Source organism: Micromonospora sp. CNZ299 (assembly GCF_002754415.1).
In genome coordinates this window covers 4,021,944-4,041,050 of sequence record NZ_PEFG01000001.1, presented here as the reverse complement: position 1 = coordinate 4,041,050, position 19,107 = coordinate 4,021,944, and the positions used below count along the sequence as shown (strand labels likewise).

Genomic DNA, 19,107 nt, shown 5'->3' with positions numbered 1-19,107 from the left:
AGGGCAGAACAATGACCACGACGCTGTTGACGCCGATCGATGCTTCTACTGACACTTTCGGCCCGCCGGCCGAGCTGAGCAGGTTCCTGGGTCAGCACTACTTCAGCCACGACGCCGCCAACCCGGCGACCAACCCGCCGCTGGACTTCGAGAAGGCGGCATTCCACTCCCGGACGGTGGTGACCGCCGAGCAGCTCACCTCCGTGGTGCAGGTCAACCTCGTCGGTGGGCCAAGCGTCATCCCGCGCAGCCTCGTCGTCAGCAAGACACTGGCGGCGAACGAGAAGCTGAAGATCTGCCACCTGGACGGGTACGAGCACTTCGAGCGTGACGCGGAGCTGGCCAACGTGTTCGTCTGGTCGATGCGTACCTCGATGGCTTTCTGACCAGCGCCGCCGGCCTCGGTGCCACGGCCCCTGCGGGGGCATGGCGCCGAGGCCGGCGGCGTTGGTGGGTGGCGCGGTTCAGGCGAGCTGGCGGCGCAGCAGCCGCAGGGACCAGGTGGTGCTGAGGACCAGCAGGCCGATCGCGACCAGCGCGCCGATCAGCACGATCTGCTGGTCGTAGTTGCCACTGATCAGCTCACGCTCGGCCTCGACGACGTAGCTGAGCGGGTTGGCCCGGGACAGGTAGTACAGCCAGTCCGGGGCGCGGTCCATCGGCAGCAGCACACCGGACAGCAGCATCAGCGGCACGACGATGCCGCTGACCACCGGGGCCAGCGCGAACTCGTGCTTGAGTTTGAGCGCCAGGCCGTAGGAGGTGAAGCCGACCGCGACCGCGGTGATGGCGAGCAGGACCAGCCCGGCCAGGATCGGCAGTACGCCGGCCCGGAAGCCGAGGATGAACGCCAGCCCGATCATCAGGATGGCCTGGACGAGCAGAAGCACCACGTCCTTGAGGACCCGGCCGGTGAGCAGGGCGACCCGGCTGAGCGGGGTGACCTGCATCCGCTCCAGCACTCCGGAGCGGGTGTCCGGGATCAGGGAGAAGCCGGCGTTGGCGGTGATGAACAGGGCGAGCTGGATGAGCATGCCGGGGACGAACCACTGCCAGGAGCTGAGGCCGCTCTCGTCGGTGGTGTCGCTCAGCAACGGCCCGAACAGGACCAGGTAGACCAGGGGCACCGCGACACCGACGATCAGCGTGCCGGGGCTGCGGAGGGCGGGACGGACCGCCCGGTCGAACGTCAACCAGGTGTCTCGCAGGAACGACATGGGGATCCTCACTTCACAGGCCCGGGAACGCCGGGGCGGTCTCGCTGTCGCGAAGGCTGCGCCCGGTGACGGTCAGGAACACGTCGTCGAGTGTCGGCCGGCTGGTTCGCACCGAGAACACGTCGACGTTGATGCGGTCGAGTTCGCGCAGCAGGCCGGGCAGCACGCGGTCGCCGCGGGCGATGCGGAACCGGACGGTCGCGCCGTCGACGGTCACCTCCGTCGCGCCGTCGAGCCGCTCGGCGGCGGCGGCGGTTTCCGGGGACGCGGAGGTTTCCAGGGTCACCAGGTCGCCGTTGACCTGGGCCTTGAGCTCGTCGGCGGTGCCCTCGGCGACGATCCGACCGCCGTCGATGACGAGAATCCGGTCGCAGAGGCTGTCGGCCTCGTCCAGGTAGTGGGTGGTGAGGAAGACCGTCGTTTCGTAGTCGCGGCGCAGGTTGCGGATGTGGTCCCACAGGTTGCTGCGGCTCTGCGGGTCCAGTCCGGTGGACGGCTCGTCGAAGAAGACCACCGGCGGCCGGTGCAGCACGCCCATCACGATGTCGATGCGTCGCTTCTGGCCGCCGGACAGCGCACCGATCATGCGGTCCTCGAGGCCGGTCAGGTCGTACTGGTCCAGCATCTCGGCGACCCGGGCGCGGGCGACCGACGCGGACAGGCCCTGGAGTCGGGCGTGGGTGACCAGCTCCTCGCGGACCTTGTACTCGACGCCGGCCGAGGAGTTCTGGCCGACGTAGCCGATCAGCTTACGGACCCCGGCGGGGTCGCTGAGCAGGTCGCAGCCGCCGATGTTGGCCTCGCCGGAGGTGGGCCGCAGCAACGTGGTCAGCATCCGCAGCGTGGTGGACTTGCCGGCGCCGTTGGGGCCGAGGAAGCCGACCATCTCGCCGGAGGAGACGTCGAGGTCGATGCCGCGTACGGCTTCGACGGTGAACTTGTTGATCTGGAACGTCTTGGTCAGACCGCGCGCCTTGATCATCGGTGGTCTCCTCTCGACAGGGATCCCACCGTCGGCGGAAATCCTCGAAAACGGCGCTGGTACCGGCATTCGCCTATCGCAACCAGCATCGGGAGAGGCCTGTGCGCGGACAACCCTTAGCGGGCCCCCTAGCTCCCGTAGGCCAGCTCAGATGGCCCGTGATCCGGTCCGCGACCGTTCCGGTCGGCACCGGTCCGCGCCTACGATCGTCGTCGTGAGTGTTCCCGGCACGGTCCCGCACGGCAGGTTGTTGGCGATCAGCGATCTGCACGTCGGCTATGCCCGCAACCGGGAGACGGTGCTCGGGCTGCGCCCGGGGCACGCCGACGACTGGTTGATCGTCGCCGGCGACGTCGGCGAGAAGATGGCCGACGTCCGGTGGGCGCTGACAGTGCTTGCCGAGCGCTTCGCCACGGTGATCTGGGTGCCGGGCAACCACGAGCTGTGGACGCCCGCCGACGACCCGGTGCAGCTGCGTGGCGAAGAGCGCTACCGCGAACTCGTCCGGATGTGTCGTGACCTGGGCGTCGTAACGCCGGAGGACGACTTCCCGGTGTGGCGCGGGGCCGGCGGCCCGGTCGTCGTGGTGCCGCTGTTCGTGCTCTACGACTACACGTTCCGCCCGCCGGGCACCACGAAGGAGCAGGCGCGTCACTGGGCCGAGTCGGCCGGGATCGTCTGCACCGACGAGTTCCTGCTGCACGCGGACCCCTACCAGGGCGCCGACGACTGGTGTCGGGCCCGGTTGCGGGAGTCCGAGCGGCGCCTCGCCGCGTGCGATCCGGCGCTGCCGACCGTGCTGGTCAACCACTTCCCGCTGACCCGGGAGCCGACCTGGGTGCTGCGCTATCCGCAGTTCGCCCAGTGGTGCGGCACCACCGGCACCGCGAGGTGGCACCTGGAGCACCGGGCGGCCGTGGTGGTCTACGGCCACCTGCACATCCCGAGGACCACCCTGGAGGACGGGGTCCGCTTCGAGGAGGTCTCGCTCGGCTACCCCCGCGAGCAGGACCTGTACGGCCGGCACGGTGACCGGCTGCGTGTCATTCTTCCTGCCGGCGAACCGTCCTGACCGAAGCGGGCGCACCCCCGTCGCATGGTCGCTTCCCCAAGCCCGCCCTGCCCGGTTCGCGCCGGCCCGTTGGCCGTGCGCACCCCGCTGAGATGGCCCGCGCACACCGCGGCCCCGCCACGCGTCGACGCGGTGCGGGGCCTGGTGTGCGGGGTCAGACGGTCGCGGACAGGTCGAGTTCGAGGTGGGCCGGCAGGTCGGTACGCCCCACCACGCCGAGCTTGCGGTAGATGCGCGTCAGGTGCTGCTCCACGGTGCTCACCGTGATGTAGAGCTTGTCGGAGATCTCCCGGTTGGTGTAGCCGATCGCGGCCAGGGCCGCGACGCGGCGTTCGGCGTCGCTGAGCATCGCGGCGCTGCCTGTGACGCTCGGCTGTGCCGCGGCGGTCTCCTTGTCGTCCCAGCCGATGTCCCGCGAGAGCCGACGGAGCAGCGGCTGTGCGTCGCACTCCTCCGCCAGGGCCCGGGCCCGCCGGCCGATCATTCCCGCCCGCCGCGACTCACCCAGAGCGTGGTACGCCTCGGTCAGGTCGACGAGCACCCGGGAGTGCTCGTACCGGTCGGCGCCGGACTGCAACAGGTCGGCCGCCTGCCGCAGCAGCATCGGCCGGTGCCGCAGCTGGCTGGTCGCGGCGAGCAGGCGCAGCGCCGAGCCGTGCACGCGCGGCATGTCCTTGCCGCAGCGACCCAGCTGATCCTCGATGAGCCGGCGGGCCTGGTCCGGGCGTCCCATCCGCAGCAGCGCCTCGGCGGCGTCGGTGCGCCACGCCACCAGACCCGGAGCGTCCAGCTCCCAGGTGGTCATCAGCTCACCGCACTTCTGGAAGTCGCGCAGCGCCAGCGGCAGGTGGCCGGTGGCCATGCTGTAGCGACCACGCGCGTGCAGGTAGTGCAGCCCGTACCGGGTCTGGAACATCGTCTCCGGAACCGGCTGGTCCAACCACTCGGCGACCTCTTCGAAGCGACCCATCGCGGTGCAGGCCGTCACCAGGCTGGCCAGCGGCACACCGACGGCCACCCCCCAGCTGCTCGGCGGCATGATCTCCAGGGCCAGGCGGGCGTGCCGGGCCGCGCCGGGCAGGTCACCGAGGCGCAGAGCCACCTCGGCCCGGATCGCGGAGAGCCGGGCCTGCCGGCTGGGTGCGCGCCGGGTGTGCGCCTCCTCGATGAACAGGTCACACCACGGCGCGGCCTGCTCGGCGTGCCCGCCGTAGGTGAGGGTGAGCAGGGCGCTCTCCACCGTGTCCAGGCTCATCTCGTCGAGCCGGGAGCTGCGCAGGATGCGCTCGACGACCCCGGCCACGCTCTCCGACGGGGTGGCGCTGAGCACTGTGGACAGTGCGTTGGCAGCTTCCAGGCGACGGCTCGCCGAGACCGTGGAGACGGTCACCGGGGCCGGCCGGAAGTGCTGGGCCAGCGGCGCGTACGAGCAGCGCAGCCAGGGCCGGGTCATGGCCAGCTCACCGGCGGCGGCCGGGTCGAGGTCCACTCCGGTGGCCGCGAGGTGCTCCAGGATCACCTCCGCCTCGGCGAGTTGCCCGTGCCACAGCAGCGCCTTGGCCAGGATCACCGCGTCGCTGCCCTGGAGGAAGCCCTTGTCCAGGGCCCCGGCGAGCTCGGGCAGGTAGCTGCTGGAGGAGCTGGGGTTGACCCGCCACTCGGCACGTACCAGAGTGGTCATGATCTTGATCTTCTGCCGCTCGTCGGTGCAGGCCCGCCAGGCCAGCTTGAGGTAGCTGACGGCCGACTCCACCTGACCCTCGCGCAGGGCCTGCCGGGCTGCGTCCTCCAGCGCCGCCACTCCCCACGCCTCGCTGGCCTCCTTGGCGCACAGCAGGTGCTCGGCCACGACCCGCGCGGACGCGCCGCCATCGTAGGCGAGCACCGCCGCGCGCCGGTGCAGCTCCGCCCGCTCTTCCTGGTCGAATCCGGCGAGCACGGCGGCCGCGGCCGCCGGGTGCCGGAACCCACCGAGGGTGAAGATGCCGGCCGTGGTCAGAGCCCGCATGGCCTGCGCGACCACGCCGGCGTCGGTGCGCAGGAGCCGGTCGAGCGCTTCGGTGTCGGCGAGCACGGCGACGCCGCGGGCGACCTCCAGCAGCTGCGGATCGCCGCGGCGCAGGCAGGACACGACGGCCTGGGCGTACCGCTCCCCCACCACCACCTCGTCCGGCGCGGCGCCGGTCTCCTCGGTGGCGGTCTGGTAGTCCTCCAGCAGGCCGCTGACCAGCAGAGGGTTACCGCCGGTGAGCTGGTACCACTGGCCGGCGAGCCGTTCGGCGACCTCCGCGCCGACCGTCTCGGCGGCGAACTGCTGGACGCCGAGGCCGGTGAGCGGGGTCAGCTTGACCCGGCTGCCGTGCCCCGGGCGCAGCAGTTCCGCCTGCCAGGACGGTTCCGCGCTGCGTCCGAACTCGGTCTGGGTGAAGGCGACCAGGACCGGCGCGAACCGGGCGCGGCGGGCCAGGTACGCCAGGCAGACCACCGAGGCGCGATCGGCCTCGTGCACGTCGTCGACGAGCAGGGCCAGCGGGTAGCGCTCGGCCAGTTCCAGCAGGATGGTGCAGAGCCCGTGCACGATCTGCACGTCGATGTGCTCGTTGTCGTCGCGGTTGTCGGCGGCCAGGGCCGCTACCGTGCCCTCGTGCAGCAGGCTCATCGCCCGCTCACGCTCACGGTCCTGCAGGGGCGCGTCGTGGAAGAGCTGGCTGAGCAGCGCCAGGGGCAGGTTGCGCTCGGCGTGGGCGCCGCTCGCGGTGACCGCGAGTGCACCGATGTCGACCGCCCGGTCGGCCAGGGTGTGCAGTAGTTCGCTCTTGCCGGTGCCGACGGTGCCGGTGATCATCGCCACCCGGCCACGTCCCGCGACCGCCTCGGTGAGCAGACCCTCGAGGCCGGCCACCGCCTTGTCTCTTTCAACGAGTCCCATGTGGATCTCCCCAGGTCTGGTGTGGTGAACGGCCTCGATTGGTGTTCAGCCGGCCAGGTTGAGGCCGACGGTGCCGGCCAGGACCGGGCGCAGCCGGGGCGGCGCGGGGTGCATCGCCGGGGCGTCGAGATCCCCGACGGTTTCCAGGGCGTTGCCGGAGCGGAGGGCGCGGCTGAGCGCGGCGCGGACGGCGGCGAAGGCCGCGGTGTCCGGCTCGGCGTCGATGCCGACCCCCCAGACGGTACGGGTGCCGAGGCGACACTCGGCGTAGACGACCACGTCGTCGCGCTCGCACACGGCGCCGACCCCGGTGCGGTGCACGGCGCGCACGTCGATCCCCCAGGACAGCATCGTGGTGCGGATCTGCTCGACCGCGTCGGCCCGGGCGGCGCCGACGGTGAACCCGCCGCCGCCGACGTGCAGCTCGGTGGCGACCATGTCGCGGAAGCGCAACGGCACCGACAGCGGGCGCTGCACGACGTACTCCTTCAGGAACAGCTCCCCGATGCGGGCCGGTGGGATCTCCACCCCGGCGGCGTCGGCCTGCGCCTGGACCACGCCGGCGAATTCCAGCTGCAGGTCGCGCGGCAGGCGCAGACCGTGCCGGCTGGCCAGCACGTAGGCGACGCCGCCCTTGCCGGACTGACTGTTGATCCGCACCACGGTCTCGTAGGTGCGGCCGACGTCCTCCGGGTCCAACGGCAGGTACGGCACCTCCCAGGGCAGGTCGTCGACGGACGCGCCGATCGCCATCGCGGCCCGGGCTCGCTCGTCGAAGCCCTTCTTGATGGCGTCCTGGTGGGAGCCGGAGAACGCGGTGTAGGCCAGGTCCCCGCCGTACGGGTGGCGCGGGTGCACCGGCAGCTCGTTGCAGTACTCGACGGTGCGCCGGATCCGGTTGATGTCGGAGAAGTCGATGCCCGGGTCGACGCCCTGGGTGTAGAGATTGAGCCCGAGCGTGACCAGGCAGACGTTGCCGGCCCGCTCGCCGTTGCCGAACAGGCAGCCCTCGATCCGCTGCGCGCCGGCGAGGGTCGCCAGCTCCGCCGAGGCCACCCCGGTGCCACGGTCGTTGTGCGGGTGCACCGAGAGGCACACGTGCTCGCGGCGGGACAGGTTGCGGTCCAGCCACTCGATCTGGTCGGCGAAGATGTTCGGCATGGTCCGCTCGACAGTGGTCGGGAAGTTCAGGATGATCGGTCGGTCCGGCTCCGGTTGCCACACGTCCATGACCGCTTCGCAGACCTCGAGTGAGAACTCCAGCTCGGTGTCGTTGAACAGCTCGGGCGAGTACTGGTAGCGCAGGTCGGTGCCGGCGAGGGTGCGTTCCGCGTACTTCATCATCAGCCGTGTCCCCTGGACCGCGAGGTCCAGGCACTCGGCCCGGGTCATGCCGAAGACGACCCGGCGAAACAGCGGCGAGGTGGCGTTGTAGATGTGGATGCGTGCGCGGGGAGCGCCGGCCAGGCTCTCCACGGTGCGGCGGATCAGCTCGTCGCGGGCCTGCGTCAGCACCGTGATGCAGACGTCGTCCGGAATCAGGTCGTCCTCGATCAGCAGCCGGACGAAGTCGTGATCGTCCTGGCTCGCCACCGGGAAACCGACCTCGATCTCCTTGTAGCCCATCTCCACGAGCAACCGGAACATGGCCAGTTTCCTGGCCGGGCTCATGGGGTTGGCCAGTGACTGGTTGCCGTCGCGCAGGTCGGTCGAGAGCCACCGGGGCGCGGTGGTGACCGTACGGCTCGGCCACCTTCGATCCGGCAGGCTCACCGGAGCGGCGGGCAGGTAGCGGCCGGCAGATCGTCGACTCGGGTTCACGATGGGTTCCTTTCCTCGCTGTGAGGAGCCGGGACTTGCGGCCCGGGCGCCACCTGACTCATCCCCGGGTGCCGAAGTACATCGAGTACGAGTAGGGAGTGAGGAGCACCTGGACCTGGCAGGTGTCGGACTCGTCCTGGACGCGGAAGGTGACCGCGATCTCCGGGTAGGCGGCGCTGACGCCGAGGCCGGAGAAGTAGTGGTCGCTGTCGAAGACGATCCGGTAGGGGCCCCTCTCCAGAAGCTCTGCCGCCCAGTCGTCGATGTGGCCGTCGGGGTCGGACTCCGCGTCGGCGACCGGCTTCCAGCCGCCGTCAGAGGCGCGTTCGAGTCGCGCCCGGATGCCCGCCGCGGGGCGGCCGAACACACCGTCCAAAGCTTGCGCCGAAACACTCATGTCGTTTTCACCTGCCAGTCAGTCCCGTCGCTCGTGCTCGCAGTGCGAACGGGCGACGGTTGGTTGCCGGATTCCCGGCCTTGGGCAGAACTGTGCGCCGGCTGGCTATCGGATGGCCTTCGCCGTTCTATCGCCGGCTATCCGCCGCTATCCGATAGCGGTGATAGGGGTTGGCAGGTGAACAGATAACGCGGTGATGGGGCTCGTTCCTACGTTGGTGACATCGCCGAACACGGCGGAACGAAATCCCCCCAGCTGGAGGAACATCGCCATGCGCAACAACGTCTCGATCACCGTCAAGGCCCGTATCGCCCTCGCCGTCGTCGCCGCCGCCATCACGGTCGGGCTGTTCGGAGCGACCGCCGCACAGGCCGACGGCGCCACCGCCCCGGCCCCGGCGGCCACCCCCACGCCGAGCACGACCCCTTCCCCCAGCCAGCCCTGGGGCTGATCGTCACCGCGTGGGGTTCCGGCGGGCCATCTGATCAACGGCCACCGGGCGCACGTCCCGGGAGCCCGGTACGGCTGACGAGCCGGCCGGTAGCACCCCGAGTTTCAGCCCTGACGAATACCCTGCACCACCGAGGAACCGCTGCCCGTGCGATCCGGCCGTTGCGGCCGAGGTTGACGCACCAGCGGAACGACGTTGTCTCGCACCGGTTCGGCCGTCACGGACGCCGGGTGGTCCCGGCCGCCGGCCGCCACGTACGCCTCGGTCAGCTTGGTCAGCACCCGCTGCTCGAACTTCGGCGCGCGGATGCCCCGGAACAGTCCCAGTGCACGGTGCAGGTGCACCACCGCCTGCGTCGCGTAGCCGCGTTCGAGCGCGAGCTCGCCGAGAGCCAGCGACACCCGCGCCTCGATGAGTCGCTCGCCGGCCGTGCTCGCCAGGCTCAGCGCGCTGTGCAGCGCGGTTTCCGCGGCGACCAGATCACCGGCCGTCATGTGCGCCACGCCCATCCCGTGCAGCGCGTACGCCTCACCGACCGGGTCACCGATGTCCTGCACGACCGCCAGCGCCTCGGCGAACGCGCTCGCCGCCGCGAGAGGATCCCCGGTGTTGAGGTAGGTGTCGCCCATCCGGTGCAGCACCTGTGCCTCCACCCGACGGCTGCGGGCGCTGCGGCTCAACGCCAGCGCCTCCGGCAAGATGCTCAGCGCCTCGTGCGGATTGCCGCTCTCCGTGTGCACCTGCGCCAGGCTGTGCAGCACGTAGGCGGCCGCGCCCAGGTCGCCGCTGCGCCGGAAGCTCGCCAGCGCGTGCTCGTAGCGGGTGGTGGCGGCCGGCAGGTCGCCCCGGATCCGGTCGGCGAACGCGATGTTGCGGGTGACCAGCGCCAGCCCCTGCTCGTCGCCGAGCCCACGGAAGATGGCCCCGGCGGCTTCCAGGTCGCGGCGCGCCTCGTCGAACCGCTGCTCGGCGAGGCACAGTGAGCCGTTGGAGTAGAGCATGGCGGCCTGTCCCCGGCTGTCACCCGCCGCCAGGCTGGCGGCGAGCGCGACGCGGTGGGTCTCCCGCCAGTCGTTGAGGTAGATGCGCGGCTCGAAGAGGGTCACCGCGGTGTGGGCGAGCGTCCAGCACAGATCGGTGAAGCCGGCTTGCGCGGCCTGACGCACACCGGCGACCAGCGAGTGCCGCTCCCGTTCGAACCAGTTCAGGGGATGGGTGACCAGCTGGCCGGTGAGCCGGTCCGGCAACGGCCAGCGCGGGGCGTCGCTGTTGAGGACGAAGTAGGCGCCGCCGTGCAGGCCGCAGTGGGCGGCCTCGGCGAGGAACAGCAGGGCACCGAGCACCCGGCACAGGGCGGCGTTGCGGTCGGCGACGGTCTCCTCGGCGGCGAGACGCTCGCGGGCGAAGACCCGGATCAGGTCGTGAAACCGGTACTGCGGGACCTGCCCCGGCCCCATGCTGGTGCTCTCCACCAGTTGCGCCTCGGCGAGGTCGTCCAGCAGGTCCTGGGCGTCCATCACGGGCTCGTCCAGCAGCGCGGCGCTGACCCACCCGGAGAACGACGGGACGTCGAGGACCGCGAGTCGACGGAAGAGCCGGCGGGCCTCCTCGGTGAGACTGTCGTAGGTGAGCGAGATGCTGGCCCTGATCCCCATCCCGCTGTGCTTCAGCTCGTCCAGCCGCCGCGCCTCGTTGTCGAGCCGCTCGACCAGGTGCTCGACGGTCCAGTGCTGGCGGGCGGAGAGTCGGGCGCCCGCGATCCGCAGCGCCAGGGGCAGGTTCCCGCACAGGTAGGCCAGTTGCGCGGCCGCAGCGGGCTCCTGGTCGATCCGTTCCCGTCCGGCGACGTGCGCCAGGAGTTCCAGCGAGTGCTCCTCGTCGAAGACGTCGACGTCGAGGTGGATAGCGCCCGGCAGCCCGGCCAGGCGGCTGCGGCTGGTGACCAGCACCGCCGAATGGGGGGTGCCGGGCAGCAACGGCAGCACCTGGCTCTCACCGGCCACGTTGTCCAGCACGATCAGCATCCGGCGGTCGGAGAGCAGGTCACGGTAGAGCTCGGCGCGCTCCTCCAGCACCTCGGGCATCGCGGTCCCGGGGACGCCGAGGGTCCGCAGGAAGCGTTCCAGCACCTGCATCGGGCCAACGCGCTGCGGGCTGCGGCCGTGCATGTCGGCGAACAACTGGCCGTCCGGATACCGCGCCGCGGCCCGGTGCGCCACGTGCACGGCCAGGGTCGTCTTGCCGATGCCTGGTTTACCGGCTGCCACCACGATCGGCACCGCGAACTGCGTCGGGCTCTCGGCCGCCATCAACAGCTGCTGCTCGATCACGTCGATCTGCTTGGACCGGCCGGTGAAGTCGGCGATGTCCGTGGGTAGCAGGCAGGGCACGGTGACCGGGACGACCGGTTCGGTGGGAGCGACGATCACCGGCGGAGTGATCGCGCCGAGGGGAAGGTCGTCCACCGGCGCGACGACCAGCGCCGGCGGGACCGGCACGGGCAGCAGCGGCGGCGCTGGGGAGATCGGCGCTGGCGGGACGGCCGATGGTGGGACGGCCGATGGCGGGGCGGGCGCGGGTGAGACCGGTGCGGCGAGTTCCTCGTCCGAGGTGAGGATGGCGTGTTCCAGTTGCTGAAGCCACTGGTTCGGTTCGAGGCCCAGCTCATCGATCATGGTGCGGCGGGCCTGCCGGTAGACGCCGAGAGCCTCGGCCTGACGGCCGGATCGGTACAGGGCGAGCATCAGCTGGCCACGGAGCCGTTCGCGCAGCGGGTGCTGTTCGACCAGGTCGGAGAGCTCGGGGATGAGATCACGGTGCCGGCCGAGTTCGAGTTCGAGTTCGACGCAGTCCTCGTGGAGGTTGATCCGCCGTTCGTCGAGGCGGTTGGCCGCCGACTGGACCAACCGGCTTTCCAGCCCGTAGAGGGCACGGCCACGCCACAGAGCAAGGGCGGCGCGACTGTGTCGGACCGCCTCGTCGAAGTTCTGGCTGGAACGGGCCCGGCGACCGCCCTCGACGAGACTGACGAACCGGTCGAGGTCCAGGTCGCCATCGGTGACCCGGAGCAGATAGCCCTGGGAACGGGTGACGATGGTGTCCGGATGGTCGTGGGTGTTGAACAGGCGTCGGAGCGCCGAGACGCAGATCTGCACCTGGGCCCGCGAGGTGCTGGGCAGGTCGTCGCCGTAGATGGCCTCCATCAAGCGCCCCACCGGGACGACCCGGTTGGCCTCCAGCGCCAGGCTGGCGAACACGATCTGCTGCCGGTGTCCGCCCAGGTCCAACCGATTGCCGTCGATCAGAACCTCAAGCGGCCCCAGAACCCGTACCTCCACGAGCACCTCCCCCGCGGTGACGCGACGTCGGAGTCGCTCGGCGCCGTACTTTCGGTCGGCTGGCGATCCAGCCCTGCAACCGTAGCGAGTCCGGCCTGGAGATAGAGACATCTAGATACACGACTCACCCCCCGTGTTCGCCTAGAGACTACGAGCAGTCACCACGGGTCGAAAATATGAGAGCCGGTTAGCTGACCGAAGGTGCCAGCCAACTCGACCTTTCGGCCAGGCAGGTCATCGAAATGCCATGTGTCAGTTACCGCCCGGCAACGTCCCCGATTCCATCAGCGACAGTAAAGTTGTCTTTTGCACCTTGCCGAGGGCGTTACGCGGTAACGATTCCACCAGGTGGACACGGCGCGGCCTTTTGTGCCGGGCCAGCCGCTTTTCCACATAGGTCACCAGCGTACGGGCTGCCAGTGACTGCTCGCCGACGATGAACGCCACCACCTCCTGGCCCAGGTCGTCGTGCGGGGCGCCGACCACCGCCACCTCGCGCACCTGCGGATGGGTGAGCAGGCAGTCCTCGATCTCACCGGCACCGATCCGATACCCGCCGCTCTTGATGATGTCGGCGCTGGCCCGCCCGACGATGCGGTACTCCCCCGCCTCGCTGACCGTCGCCACGTCGCCCGTGCGGAACCAGCCGTCGGCGGTAAACGTCTCGGCGGTCCTGTCGGGCAGGTGCAGGTAGCCGTCGAAAAGCGTCTCGCCACGGATCTGCAACGCCCCGAAGGTCTGCCCGTCGGCCGGCACCGGCGCACCCGCGTCGTCCACGAGCCGGGCCTGCACCCCGCGTACCGGACGGCCGACCGACCCGACTCGACGAGGGCCGTCGGCGCGCGTACTGAGCGTTATCAGGGTTTCGGTCATGCCGTACCGCTCGACGGGCCGGTGCCCGGTCAGCCCCTCCAGCTGGGCGAAGACCGGCGCGGGTAGTGGCGCGCTGCCGGAGACCAGCAGCCGGGCCGCGGACAGCGCACGGGCGGCGGTCGGCTCGGCACAGATCCGGCTCCACACCGTGGGCACCCCGAAGTACAGCGAACCGCCGGCGGCCGCGTACCGGCCCGGGGTCGGCCGTCGCGTGTGCACCAGCGGCGAGCCGACGCGCAGCGGCCCCAGCAGACCCAGGATGAGACCGTGTACGTGATAGAGCGGCAGACCCTGCACGAGGACGTCCTCGTGCGTCCAGTCCCAGGCGTGCGCGACCGCGTCGATACCGGCCCGGATCGCCGCGTGACTCAACAGCACGCCCTTCGGCGGGCCGGTGGTGCCACTGGTGTAGAGGATCAACCCGGTCGTGGACGGGGCGGGGCCGCTGGTCGGCACCTCACCACGCCGGCCCGGGTCGACCGGCACCACGGGTATCGGACAGTCCGCCAGCACCGGCGCGTCCGGTTCACCGGCCAGCAGCAGCTGGGCCCCCGAGTCGGTGAGCATGTGGGCGAGTTCGGCCGCGCCGGTGTCCGGCGGCACCGGAACCACCGCCACCCCGGACAACAGGCCACCGACGATGGCAGCGACCGTTGCCACGCTCGGGGTGGCGAGCACCGCCACCGTGCCGGCTCCGGCGATGTCGGCGGCCACCGCGCCCGCAGCGGCCCGCAACGCCTCCCGAGAAATGGCGTTGCCGTCGACGCGTACGGCGTCCGCACGATCGGGAACATCTCCGGACAACGACGGCAACAGCATGGCCAGCCCCCTCGCGGCCGCACAAACGCAACCGAAGCTGAATCTACGGACCCGGCCGGCGTCGGCCCACCCCTAACTCCTGACACGGCGGATCCCCGTCGTCGGCCCACCAGTCATCCGGTACAACCGTTGCGCCTCTGCCGCCGCCCTCGGACGAATGCGCTATGCCGATGGCGGCGGATCCGCTGGTCTGGCCTTCTGCGGATAGAACGTCTCGTGGCGGGCCAGCATCGCGACGAATTCGCGGATCTTCCGCTCCCGCGTCTCAGCCCGCTTGACGCCGTTGACGCGGTGGATGAGAGCGAATCGATTGGCCTTGGTGAGGACGTCGAGCATGGCCTGGGCAGCGGGGTCGGCGGCGATCGCGGCGAGAAGGTCGGCCGGCACCTCGGCCTCCGAGGGAGGCGCATAGGCGGCCGCCCACCTCCCGTCCGCCTTCGCGGCGTCCACCGCTGCGCGGCCCGGAGGCAGCATCCGACCCTGCTCCTCCAGCCGAGCCACGTTGGCGACGTTGCGCTGCGACCACGAGCTGCGGGGCCTGCGTGGGGTGAACCGGATCCAGGAGCTCTCCTGATCCCGCTTACGGGCCTGCCCGTCGATCCAGCCGAAGCACAGCCCCTCGTCAACCGCCTGTTGCCAGGTCAGCGTGGTGACGGTGCCGCCCTTCCTGGCCAGTGCGAGCCAGATGCCCGGTGACGTGGCGTGGTTGGCCAACAACCACGCACGAAGCCCGTCGCCGTCCGCGACGATCAACTCATCCAGTTCAGCTCCCGCCACGACAGCAGGCTAACCCGCCGCCGACCGCGTTCACACCGGGACACCCAGCGGTCCGGCGATCCGCGAACGTCGGGGTCGTGGGGGGCTAGCCGGGCCGGTCGGTGGCCGTGTCCTCGCCGTACTCGCCGCGGATGGGGAGGTAGTAGGCGGGCAGGAAGCCGGCGATGATGACGACGCCCGCGATCGGCACGAACGCGCCGACGAGGATGCCGGAGCCGATCCAGACCAACGCGAGCGCGAACCTGCGGCCGATGGCCCGGATACCGAAGGGGCCCAGGTCGGGGTCCAGCAGTTTGGCGCGGCGGAGATGGGCCCAAATGACGTTGAACAGGGCCGCCGCCGTCCACAGTGTGGCGCCGTAGACGACGACCGCGACGCGCAGACCCTGTTCCGCGCGCAACGCGTCGGCGAGCAACGACGTGGAGAACGGCAGGAAGGCGATGACCATCAACAGCAGGGTGTTGAGAAACAGGACCTCCCGGTCGACGTGCCGGACCCGGTCGAACATGACGTGGTGGTTGACCCACACCTGCCCGATGAGCAGGAAGCTCAGCGCGTACGCCAGGTACGACGGCCACAGCGCGCCGAGGCCCCGCAGGAGATGCCCGAAGTCCTGCGGGGGTTGGATCTCCAGCACGAGAAGCGTCACGGCGATGGCGAACACAGCGTCGCTGAAGGAGATCAACCGACCGGGTTGACGCACCAGACGAGGATTGTCGCTCTTGGACCGCACGCCCTGATTATGCGGTGACGAGGCTTCCGCCGGAGTGCTGATCGCTGGAGGGCGCTGCCGCAGCGACGCATCAGCCGCATCACCCGATCGGACCGCTGACGGCGACGGACGGCTATTTCCATGTGCGACAGGCCCTCCGCGACGCCTAGGAATAGGCCATGACCAACGAGGTGACCGTTCCCCTGCTGCCCTGCGCGTCCATCGACGACATCGTCACCTTCTACGCGGCTCTCGGATTCCACGCCACGCACCAACAACGCAAGCCCAGCCCGTACGTGGCGTTGCGGCGCGAGGATCTGCATCTGCACTTCTTCGAGATGACCGGCTTCGACCCGGAACAGTCCTACGGCTCCTGCCTCGTCCTCACCTCGGATGTCGGGGAACTGCACCGGGCGTTCGCGGCGGGCATGCGGGCCGCGTACGGCAAGGTGCTGGTGTCCGGCCTGCCACGGATGACCCGGCCCCGGGCGCGGAAGAACTACGACGGTCTGGGCGGGTTCAGCGTCATCGACCCGGGTGGCAACTGGATCCGCGTTGTACAGAACGCCACCACGACGCCCGCGCCAGCCACGACGCCCGACGGACGGCTCGCCAAAGCCCTGGCGAACGCCGTCGTGCAGGCCGACTCCAGGGGCGACGTCCACCAGGCCGTCCGGATCCTCGACAGCGCGCTGGCCCGGCCGCAGGCCGACGACGACCCGGTCGCACAGGTGGAGGTTCTCGTCTACCGCGCCGAACTGGCGATGGTGCTGCACGACCAGGAGACCGCGGCGGAGATGCTGAGTCGAGTCGATCGTGTCGTGCTCACTGCGGACGAGACCGCACGGGCAGCGTCCGCGTTCGACACCGCCGCCGACCTCGCAGAGGCGATGCGGTGATCCGACGGCACCGCCCGGCCCGCGCAGACGTGAAGTTCAGAGGGTCGACGACAGCAACTATCCGGGACCGTCGGAGGGCTGTTCCTTCGTCAGGTGGAGCAGCCACCCCTCACCGGTGCGGATCAGCGCGTACCGCCGACGGCCGGTGCGGCCGTGCAACGTGAACAGCATCCGACGGTCGGTGCGGTCGTGCTCCTCCCAGGTGCCGATGTCGGCGATCGACTTGTCGGCGTCCTCGTAGGTGAGGTGATCGAGGTGGTGGTCGGGCACGGCGATGGCGAGCCGGTTGTCGCGGGGGCTGTCCGGCAGGCCCCGCGGCACTGCCCAGGAGCGCAGCACCCCGCCCTCCTCGAGCCGCAGGTCGAAGTGCGGCCGTGGTTTGCGGTGATCGTGCAGGACGAAGGCGGGCGCCACTCTTGCCATTGTCGCCGCTGGGCGGCTCCATCGCTTGCCAACGCGCATGTCGTACCCGGGTGCGAGGCTTCGGGTCATGGCGACTTTCGTTCTGATCCACGGCGGCGGGGGCAGCGCCTGGGACTGGCATCTCGTGGTCCCCGAGCTGATCAGCCGCGGCCACGACGTGGTGGTGCCGGAGCTGCCGATCGAGGACAGGTCGGCGGGGTTCGCCGAGTTCTGCGACACGGTCGTCAGCGCGATCGGCGACCGGCGCGATCTTGTGGTCGTCGGCCACTCGTATGGCGCGTTCACCGCGCCGCTGATCGCCGACCGGCTGCCGGTGCGGGTGATCGTCCTGCTCACGCCGATGATCCCCGAGCCCGGTGAAAAGCCCGGGGACTGGTGGGGCAACACCGGTTATCGCGGCACGGAAGGGCTCACCGAGGAGGAGCAGTTCTACAACGGGGTGCCGGCCGAGCTGATCGAGCAGGCTGCGGCGCACAACCGGGACCAGGTCAGCGCCGAGGGCAACGAGCCGTGGCCTCTGAACGCCTGGCCGGACGTGCCGACGAAGGTGCTCATCGCCCGCGAGGACCGGTTCTTTCCGGCGGACTTCCAGCGCCGGGTGGCCGCCGACCGACTCGGCGTCACCCCGGATGAGATCGACGGCTGCCACGCGGTGTCGTTCAGCCATCCGCAGCAGCTCGCCGACCGGTTGTCCGCGTACCTGCGCTGACGGTGCTGGCACCCCCTCTCCCAGTCACCGGCGGGGCTGCTACGTCGGCGACGCGCCAGTCGTCGGCCAGGTGCCACGGACCGCCCAGGCGCGGGCCGTGAGCTGGATCGACCCGTCAGGTCCGGGCGGCAGCCGGGTGGCGAGCAGGTCCCGCAGGGCGGCCTGCTCGGGCTCCGCCAACGAGGCCAGGTACGCCGGGGCGGAGCCCTGCCCGCCGAGGAACGGTGTCCAGTAGTCGGCGAAGCTGGCGAAGACGGTCGGCACCTCGATCGCCCGTACCGAGATGTCCGTGAGCCCAGCGTCGCGCCACAGCGCCTGGAGCACATCCGGCCGGCACAGCGAGAAGCCGCGGCCGTCGTCCCGGGCAGCAGCGGCGGGGTCGAGCGCGCTGGCCGCGTCCCAGAAGTGCCGCATCATTTCCATTCCCTCGGCGTAGTCCCAGACGTACGCGGCCACCGCCCCACCGGGGTTGACCACGCGGGCGAAGTCCGCCACCGCCCGCGCCGGCTCGGGTACGAAGTTCAGCACCAGACCACTCACCACCACGTCGACGGCGTCGTCCGGCAGGGGCAGCACCCGGGCATCGCCGACCGCGAAGTCGGCCCTCGGGTCGGTAACCTGGGCGCGGGCCTGCGTCACGAACCCCTCGGAGGGGTGCACGCCGGTGATCTGGCGCGGTTGCGCGGTCGTCAGCACGGTCGAGGTCAGCACGCCGGTGCCGCTACCCACATCGAGCCAGCGCAGTCCGCGCGGCAGGTCGAGCCAGCGCAGGAATTCCACCGCGACGAGCCGGCTCCACCGACCCACGTAGGCCTCGTAGGCCGTACCGTCGGCCCAGACTGGGGATGCCATGGCGGCACCATACCTGCGGTCGGGAGGGCACGATGATTGATCTGGTGACCGTCGGGGCGATCGTCGGCGTCCTGCTCGTCGGTGTCGTGGTGCTGGTCCGCAAGCCGGTCGACGCTCGACGGGTGGTCCGGTGGTCGGCTCTGGTGATCACGGTGCTGGTGGCCGCCGCGCTGACTCCCTACACCGTGGACGATTCCGGGGCTGCGGCCAGCTATCTGCTCGGCGTGCCAGTGGTGGCCGCGACGCTGCCGGTGCTCGCGCAGCGGATCGGCCGGCTGACAGTGGTCGCCGACGTGGTGGCCGCGCTGATCATCACCGCGTGGGGGCTGCTGCTCGGGTTGGGCATCGGTGGCGCGTTCCTGCCGGTGGTGGTGCTCCTGGTGGCCGGCATCGTGGGGATCAGGGCACAGCGACCGTCCACGACCGTCTGAGGCAGCGGCCACTGTGCCGGAAATCTGGCAAACAACAGACCATGCATTGACGTTTATCACTGGCTTGTCGCATATGCTGCGTCGTACCCACGTTGACGGCCCGCGCGCGCCGTGCCGCCCCCGCGACCACGCCCGCCGTCGATCGCCGGGCTTCGCGCCCGCCGACGTCGACAGGAGTCTTCGATGAACTGGCGTCCCACCATCGCCGCGCTGGGCGGTCTGTGCCTCGCGCTCAGCACCGCACCCCTCACCAGCGGGGCCACCGCCGCTCCCCCGGACACTCTGCGTGCCGCTCATGTTAGCGCTCACTCCGCAGCCGGTGGCGCGCACGCCAATCCGCCCGGCACGCCAGCAGGCACATGCCCAACGGGGACCGGATACGGCCCGCCGCTGCCGGCCAGTTCC

17 protein-coding genes are annotated in these 19,107 nt (G+C 70.6%); 6 read left to right on the top strand and 11 right to left on the bottom strand.

Annotation, left to right across the window (positions count from 1 at the left end; genetic code table 11):
• Positions 1–11: 11 nt before the first annotated feature.
• The gene (locus tag CLT68_RS18875; protein WP_088947709.1) at positions 12–386 is read left to right on the top strand and encodes a DUF5988 family protein; all 375 of its coding nucleotides are present in this window, start codon (positions 12–14) and stop codon (positions 384–386) included.
• Positions 387–464: 78 nt separating this feature from the next.
• Here the strand turns inward: CLT68_RS18875 and CLT68_RS18870 are convergent, their stop codons facing one another.
• On the bottom strand, positions 465–1,217 hold the full coding sequence (locus CLT68_RS18870; protein WP_099852477.1) for an ABC transporter permease: 753 nt from the start codon (positions 1,215–1,217) through the stop codon (positions 465–467).
• 13 nt (positions 1,218–1,230) lie between these two features.
• The gene (locus tag CLT68_RS18865) at positions 1,231–2,199 is read right to left on the bottom strand and encodes an ATP-binding cassette domain-containing protein (RefSeq protein WP_088947707.1); all 969 of its coding nucleotides are present in this window, start codon (positions 2,197–2,199) and stop codon (positions 1,231–1,233) included.
• A 214-nt stretch (positions 2,200–2,413) separates the two neighbouring features.
• Here CLT68_RS18865 and CLT68_RS18860 point away from each other — a divergent pair, with 214 nt between their 5' ends.
• The gene (locus tag CLT68_RS18860) at positions 2,414–3,271 is read left to right on the top strand and encodes a metallophosphoesterase family protein (RefSeq protein WP_486482232.1); all 858 of its coding nucleotides are present in this window, start codon (positions 2,414–2,416) and stop codon (positions 3,269–3,271) included.
• 154 nt (positions 3,272–3,425) lie between these two features.
• On the opposite strand, the gene CLT68_RS18855 is transcribed toward CLT68_RS18860, so the two are convergent.
• From CLT68_RS18855 to CLT68_RS18845, 3 genes are read right to left on the bottom strand one after another with little or no spacing between them, the layout of a single operon-like run.
• Positions 3,426–6,200, bottom strand: a complete 2,775-nt coding sequence (locus tag CLT68_RS18855; protein WP_099852474.1) for a LuxR family transcriptional regulator — start codon at positions 6,198–6,200, stop codon at positions 3,426–3,428.
• A gap of 45 nt (positions 6,201–6,245) precedes the next feature.
• The gene (locus CLT68_RS18850) at positions 6,246–8,021 is read right to left on the bottom strand and encodes a 2-isopropylmalate synthase (RefSeq protein WP_486482231.1); all 1,776 of its coding nucleotides are present in this window, start codon (positions 8,019–8,021) and stop codon (positions 6,246–6,248) included.
• A gap of 58 nt (positions 8,022–8,079) precedes the next feature.
• Positions 8,080–8,418, bottom strand: a complete 339-nt coding sequence (locus tag CLT68_RS18845; protein ID WP_099857337.1) for a hydroxyisourate hydrolase — start codon at positions 8,416–8,418, stop codon at positions 8,080–8,082.
• A 271-nt stretch (positions 8,419–8,689) separates the two neighbouring features.
• Here CLT68_RS18845 and CLT68_RS18840 point away from each other — a divergent pair, with 271 nt between their 5' ends.
• Complete coding sequence (locus CLT68_RS18840; RefSeq protein ID WP_088947704.1) at positions 8,690–8,869, top strand: hypothetical protein; 180 nt, start codon at positions 8,690–8,692, stop codon at positions 8,867–8,869.
• 104 nt (positions 8,870–8,973) lie between these two features.
• Here CLT68_RS18840 and CLT68_RS18835 read toward each other — a convergent pair whose 3' ends face one another.
• The 4 genes from CLT68_RS18835 to CLT68_RS18820 all read right to left on the bottom strand — a co-directional run bounded on the left by CLT68_RS18835 (position 8,974) and on the right by CLT68_RS18820 (position 15,409).
• Positions 8,974–12,207, bottom strand: a complete 3,234-nt coding sequence (locus CLT68_RS18835; RefSeq protein ID WP_099857335.1) for a BTAD domain-containing putative transcriptional regulator — start codon at positions 12,205–12,207, stop codon at positions 8,974–8,976.
• Between the two features lie 252 nt (positions 12,208–12,459).
• Complete coding sequence (locus tag CLT68_RS18830) at positions 12,460–13,899, bottom strand: AMP-binding protein (RefSeq protein WP_099852473.1); 1,440 nt, start codon at positions 13,897–13,899, stop codon at positions 12,460–12,462.
• A gap of 162 nt (positions 13,900–14,061) precedes the next feature.
• On the bottom strand, positions 14,062–14,676 hold the full coding sequence (locus CLT68_RS18825; RefSeq protein ID WP_099852471.1) for a YdeI/OmpD-associated family protein: 615 nt from the start codon (positions 14,674–14,676) through the stop codon (positions 14,062–14,064).
• Between the two features lie 85 nt (positions 14,677–14,761).
• Entirely contained in the window at positions 14,762–15,409 is a 648-nt protein-coding gene (locus tag CLT68_RS18820; RefSeq protein ID WP_199177082.1) for a TMEM175 family protein, read from the bottom strand.
• 158 nt (positions 15,410–15,567) lie between these two features.
• Between CLT68_RS18820 and CLT68_RS18815 the strand changes: the two genes are divergently transcribed.
• Complete coding sequence (locus tag CLT68_RS18815; RefSeq protein WP_099852470.1) at positions 15,568–16,287, top strand: hypothetical protein; 720 nt, start codon at positions 15,568–15,570, stop codon at positions 16,285–16,287.
• Positions 16,288–16,344: 57 nt separating this feature from the next.
• Here the strand turns inward: CLT68_RS18815 and CLT68_RS18810 are convergent, their stop codons facing one another.
• Positions 16,345–16,710 carry a DNA polymerase ligase N-terminal domain-containing protein gene (locus CLT68_RS18810; RefSeq protein WP_099852468.1) on the bottom strand — a complete coding sequence of 122 codons (366 nt, stop codon included), beginning with the start codon at positions 16,708–16,710 and terminating at the stop codon, positions 16,345–16,347.
• 67 nt (positions 16,711–16,777) lie between these two features.
• Between CLT68_RS18810 and CLT68_RS18805 the strand changes: the two genes are divergently transcribed.
• A complete protein-coding gene (locus tag CLT68_RS18805; protein ID WP_099852467.1) occupies positions 16,778–17,419 on the top strand; it encodes an alpha/beta hydrolase in 642 nt (213 codons plus the stop codon).
• Between the two features lie 39 nt (positions 17,420–17,458).
• Here the strand turns inward: CLT68_RS18805 and CLT68_RS18800 are convergent, their stop codons facing one another.
• Entirely contained in the window at positions 17,459–18,271 is an 813-nt protein-coding gene (locus CLT68_RS18800) for a class I SAM-dependent methyltransferase (RefSeq protein WP_099852465.1), read from the bottom strand.
• A gap of 32 nt (positions 18,272–18,303) precedes the next feature.
• Between CLT68_RS18800 and CLT68_RS18795 the strand changes: the two genes are divergently transcribed.
• Positions 18,304–18,702, top strand: coding sequence for a hypothetical protein (locus CLT68_RS18795; protein WP_143743205.1), 399 nt, complete (start codon positions 18,304–18,306; stop codon positions 18,700–18,702).
• Positions 18,703–19,107: the final 405 nt, after the last annotated feature.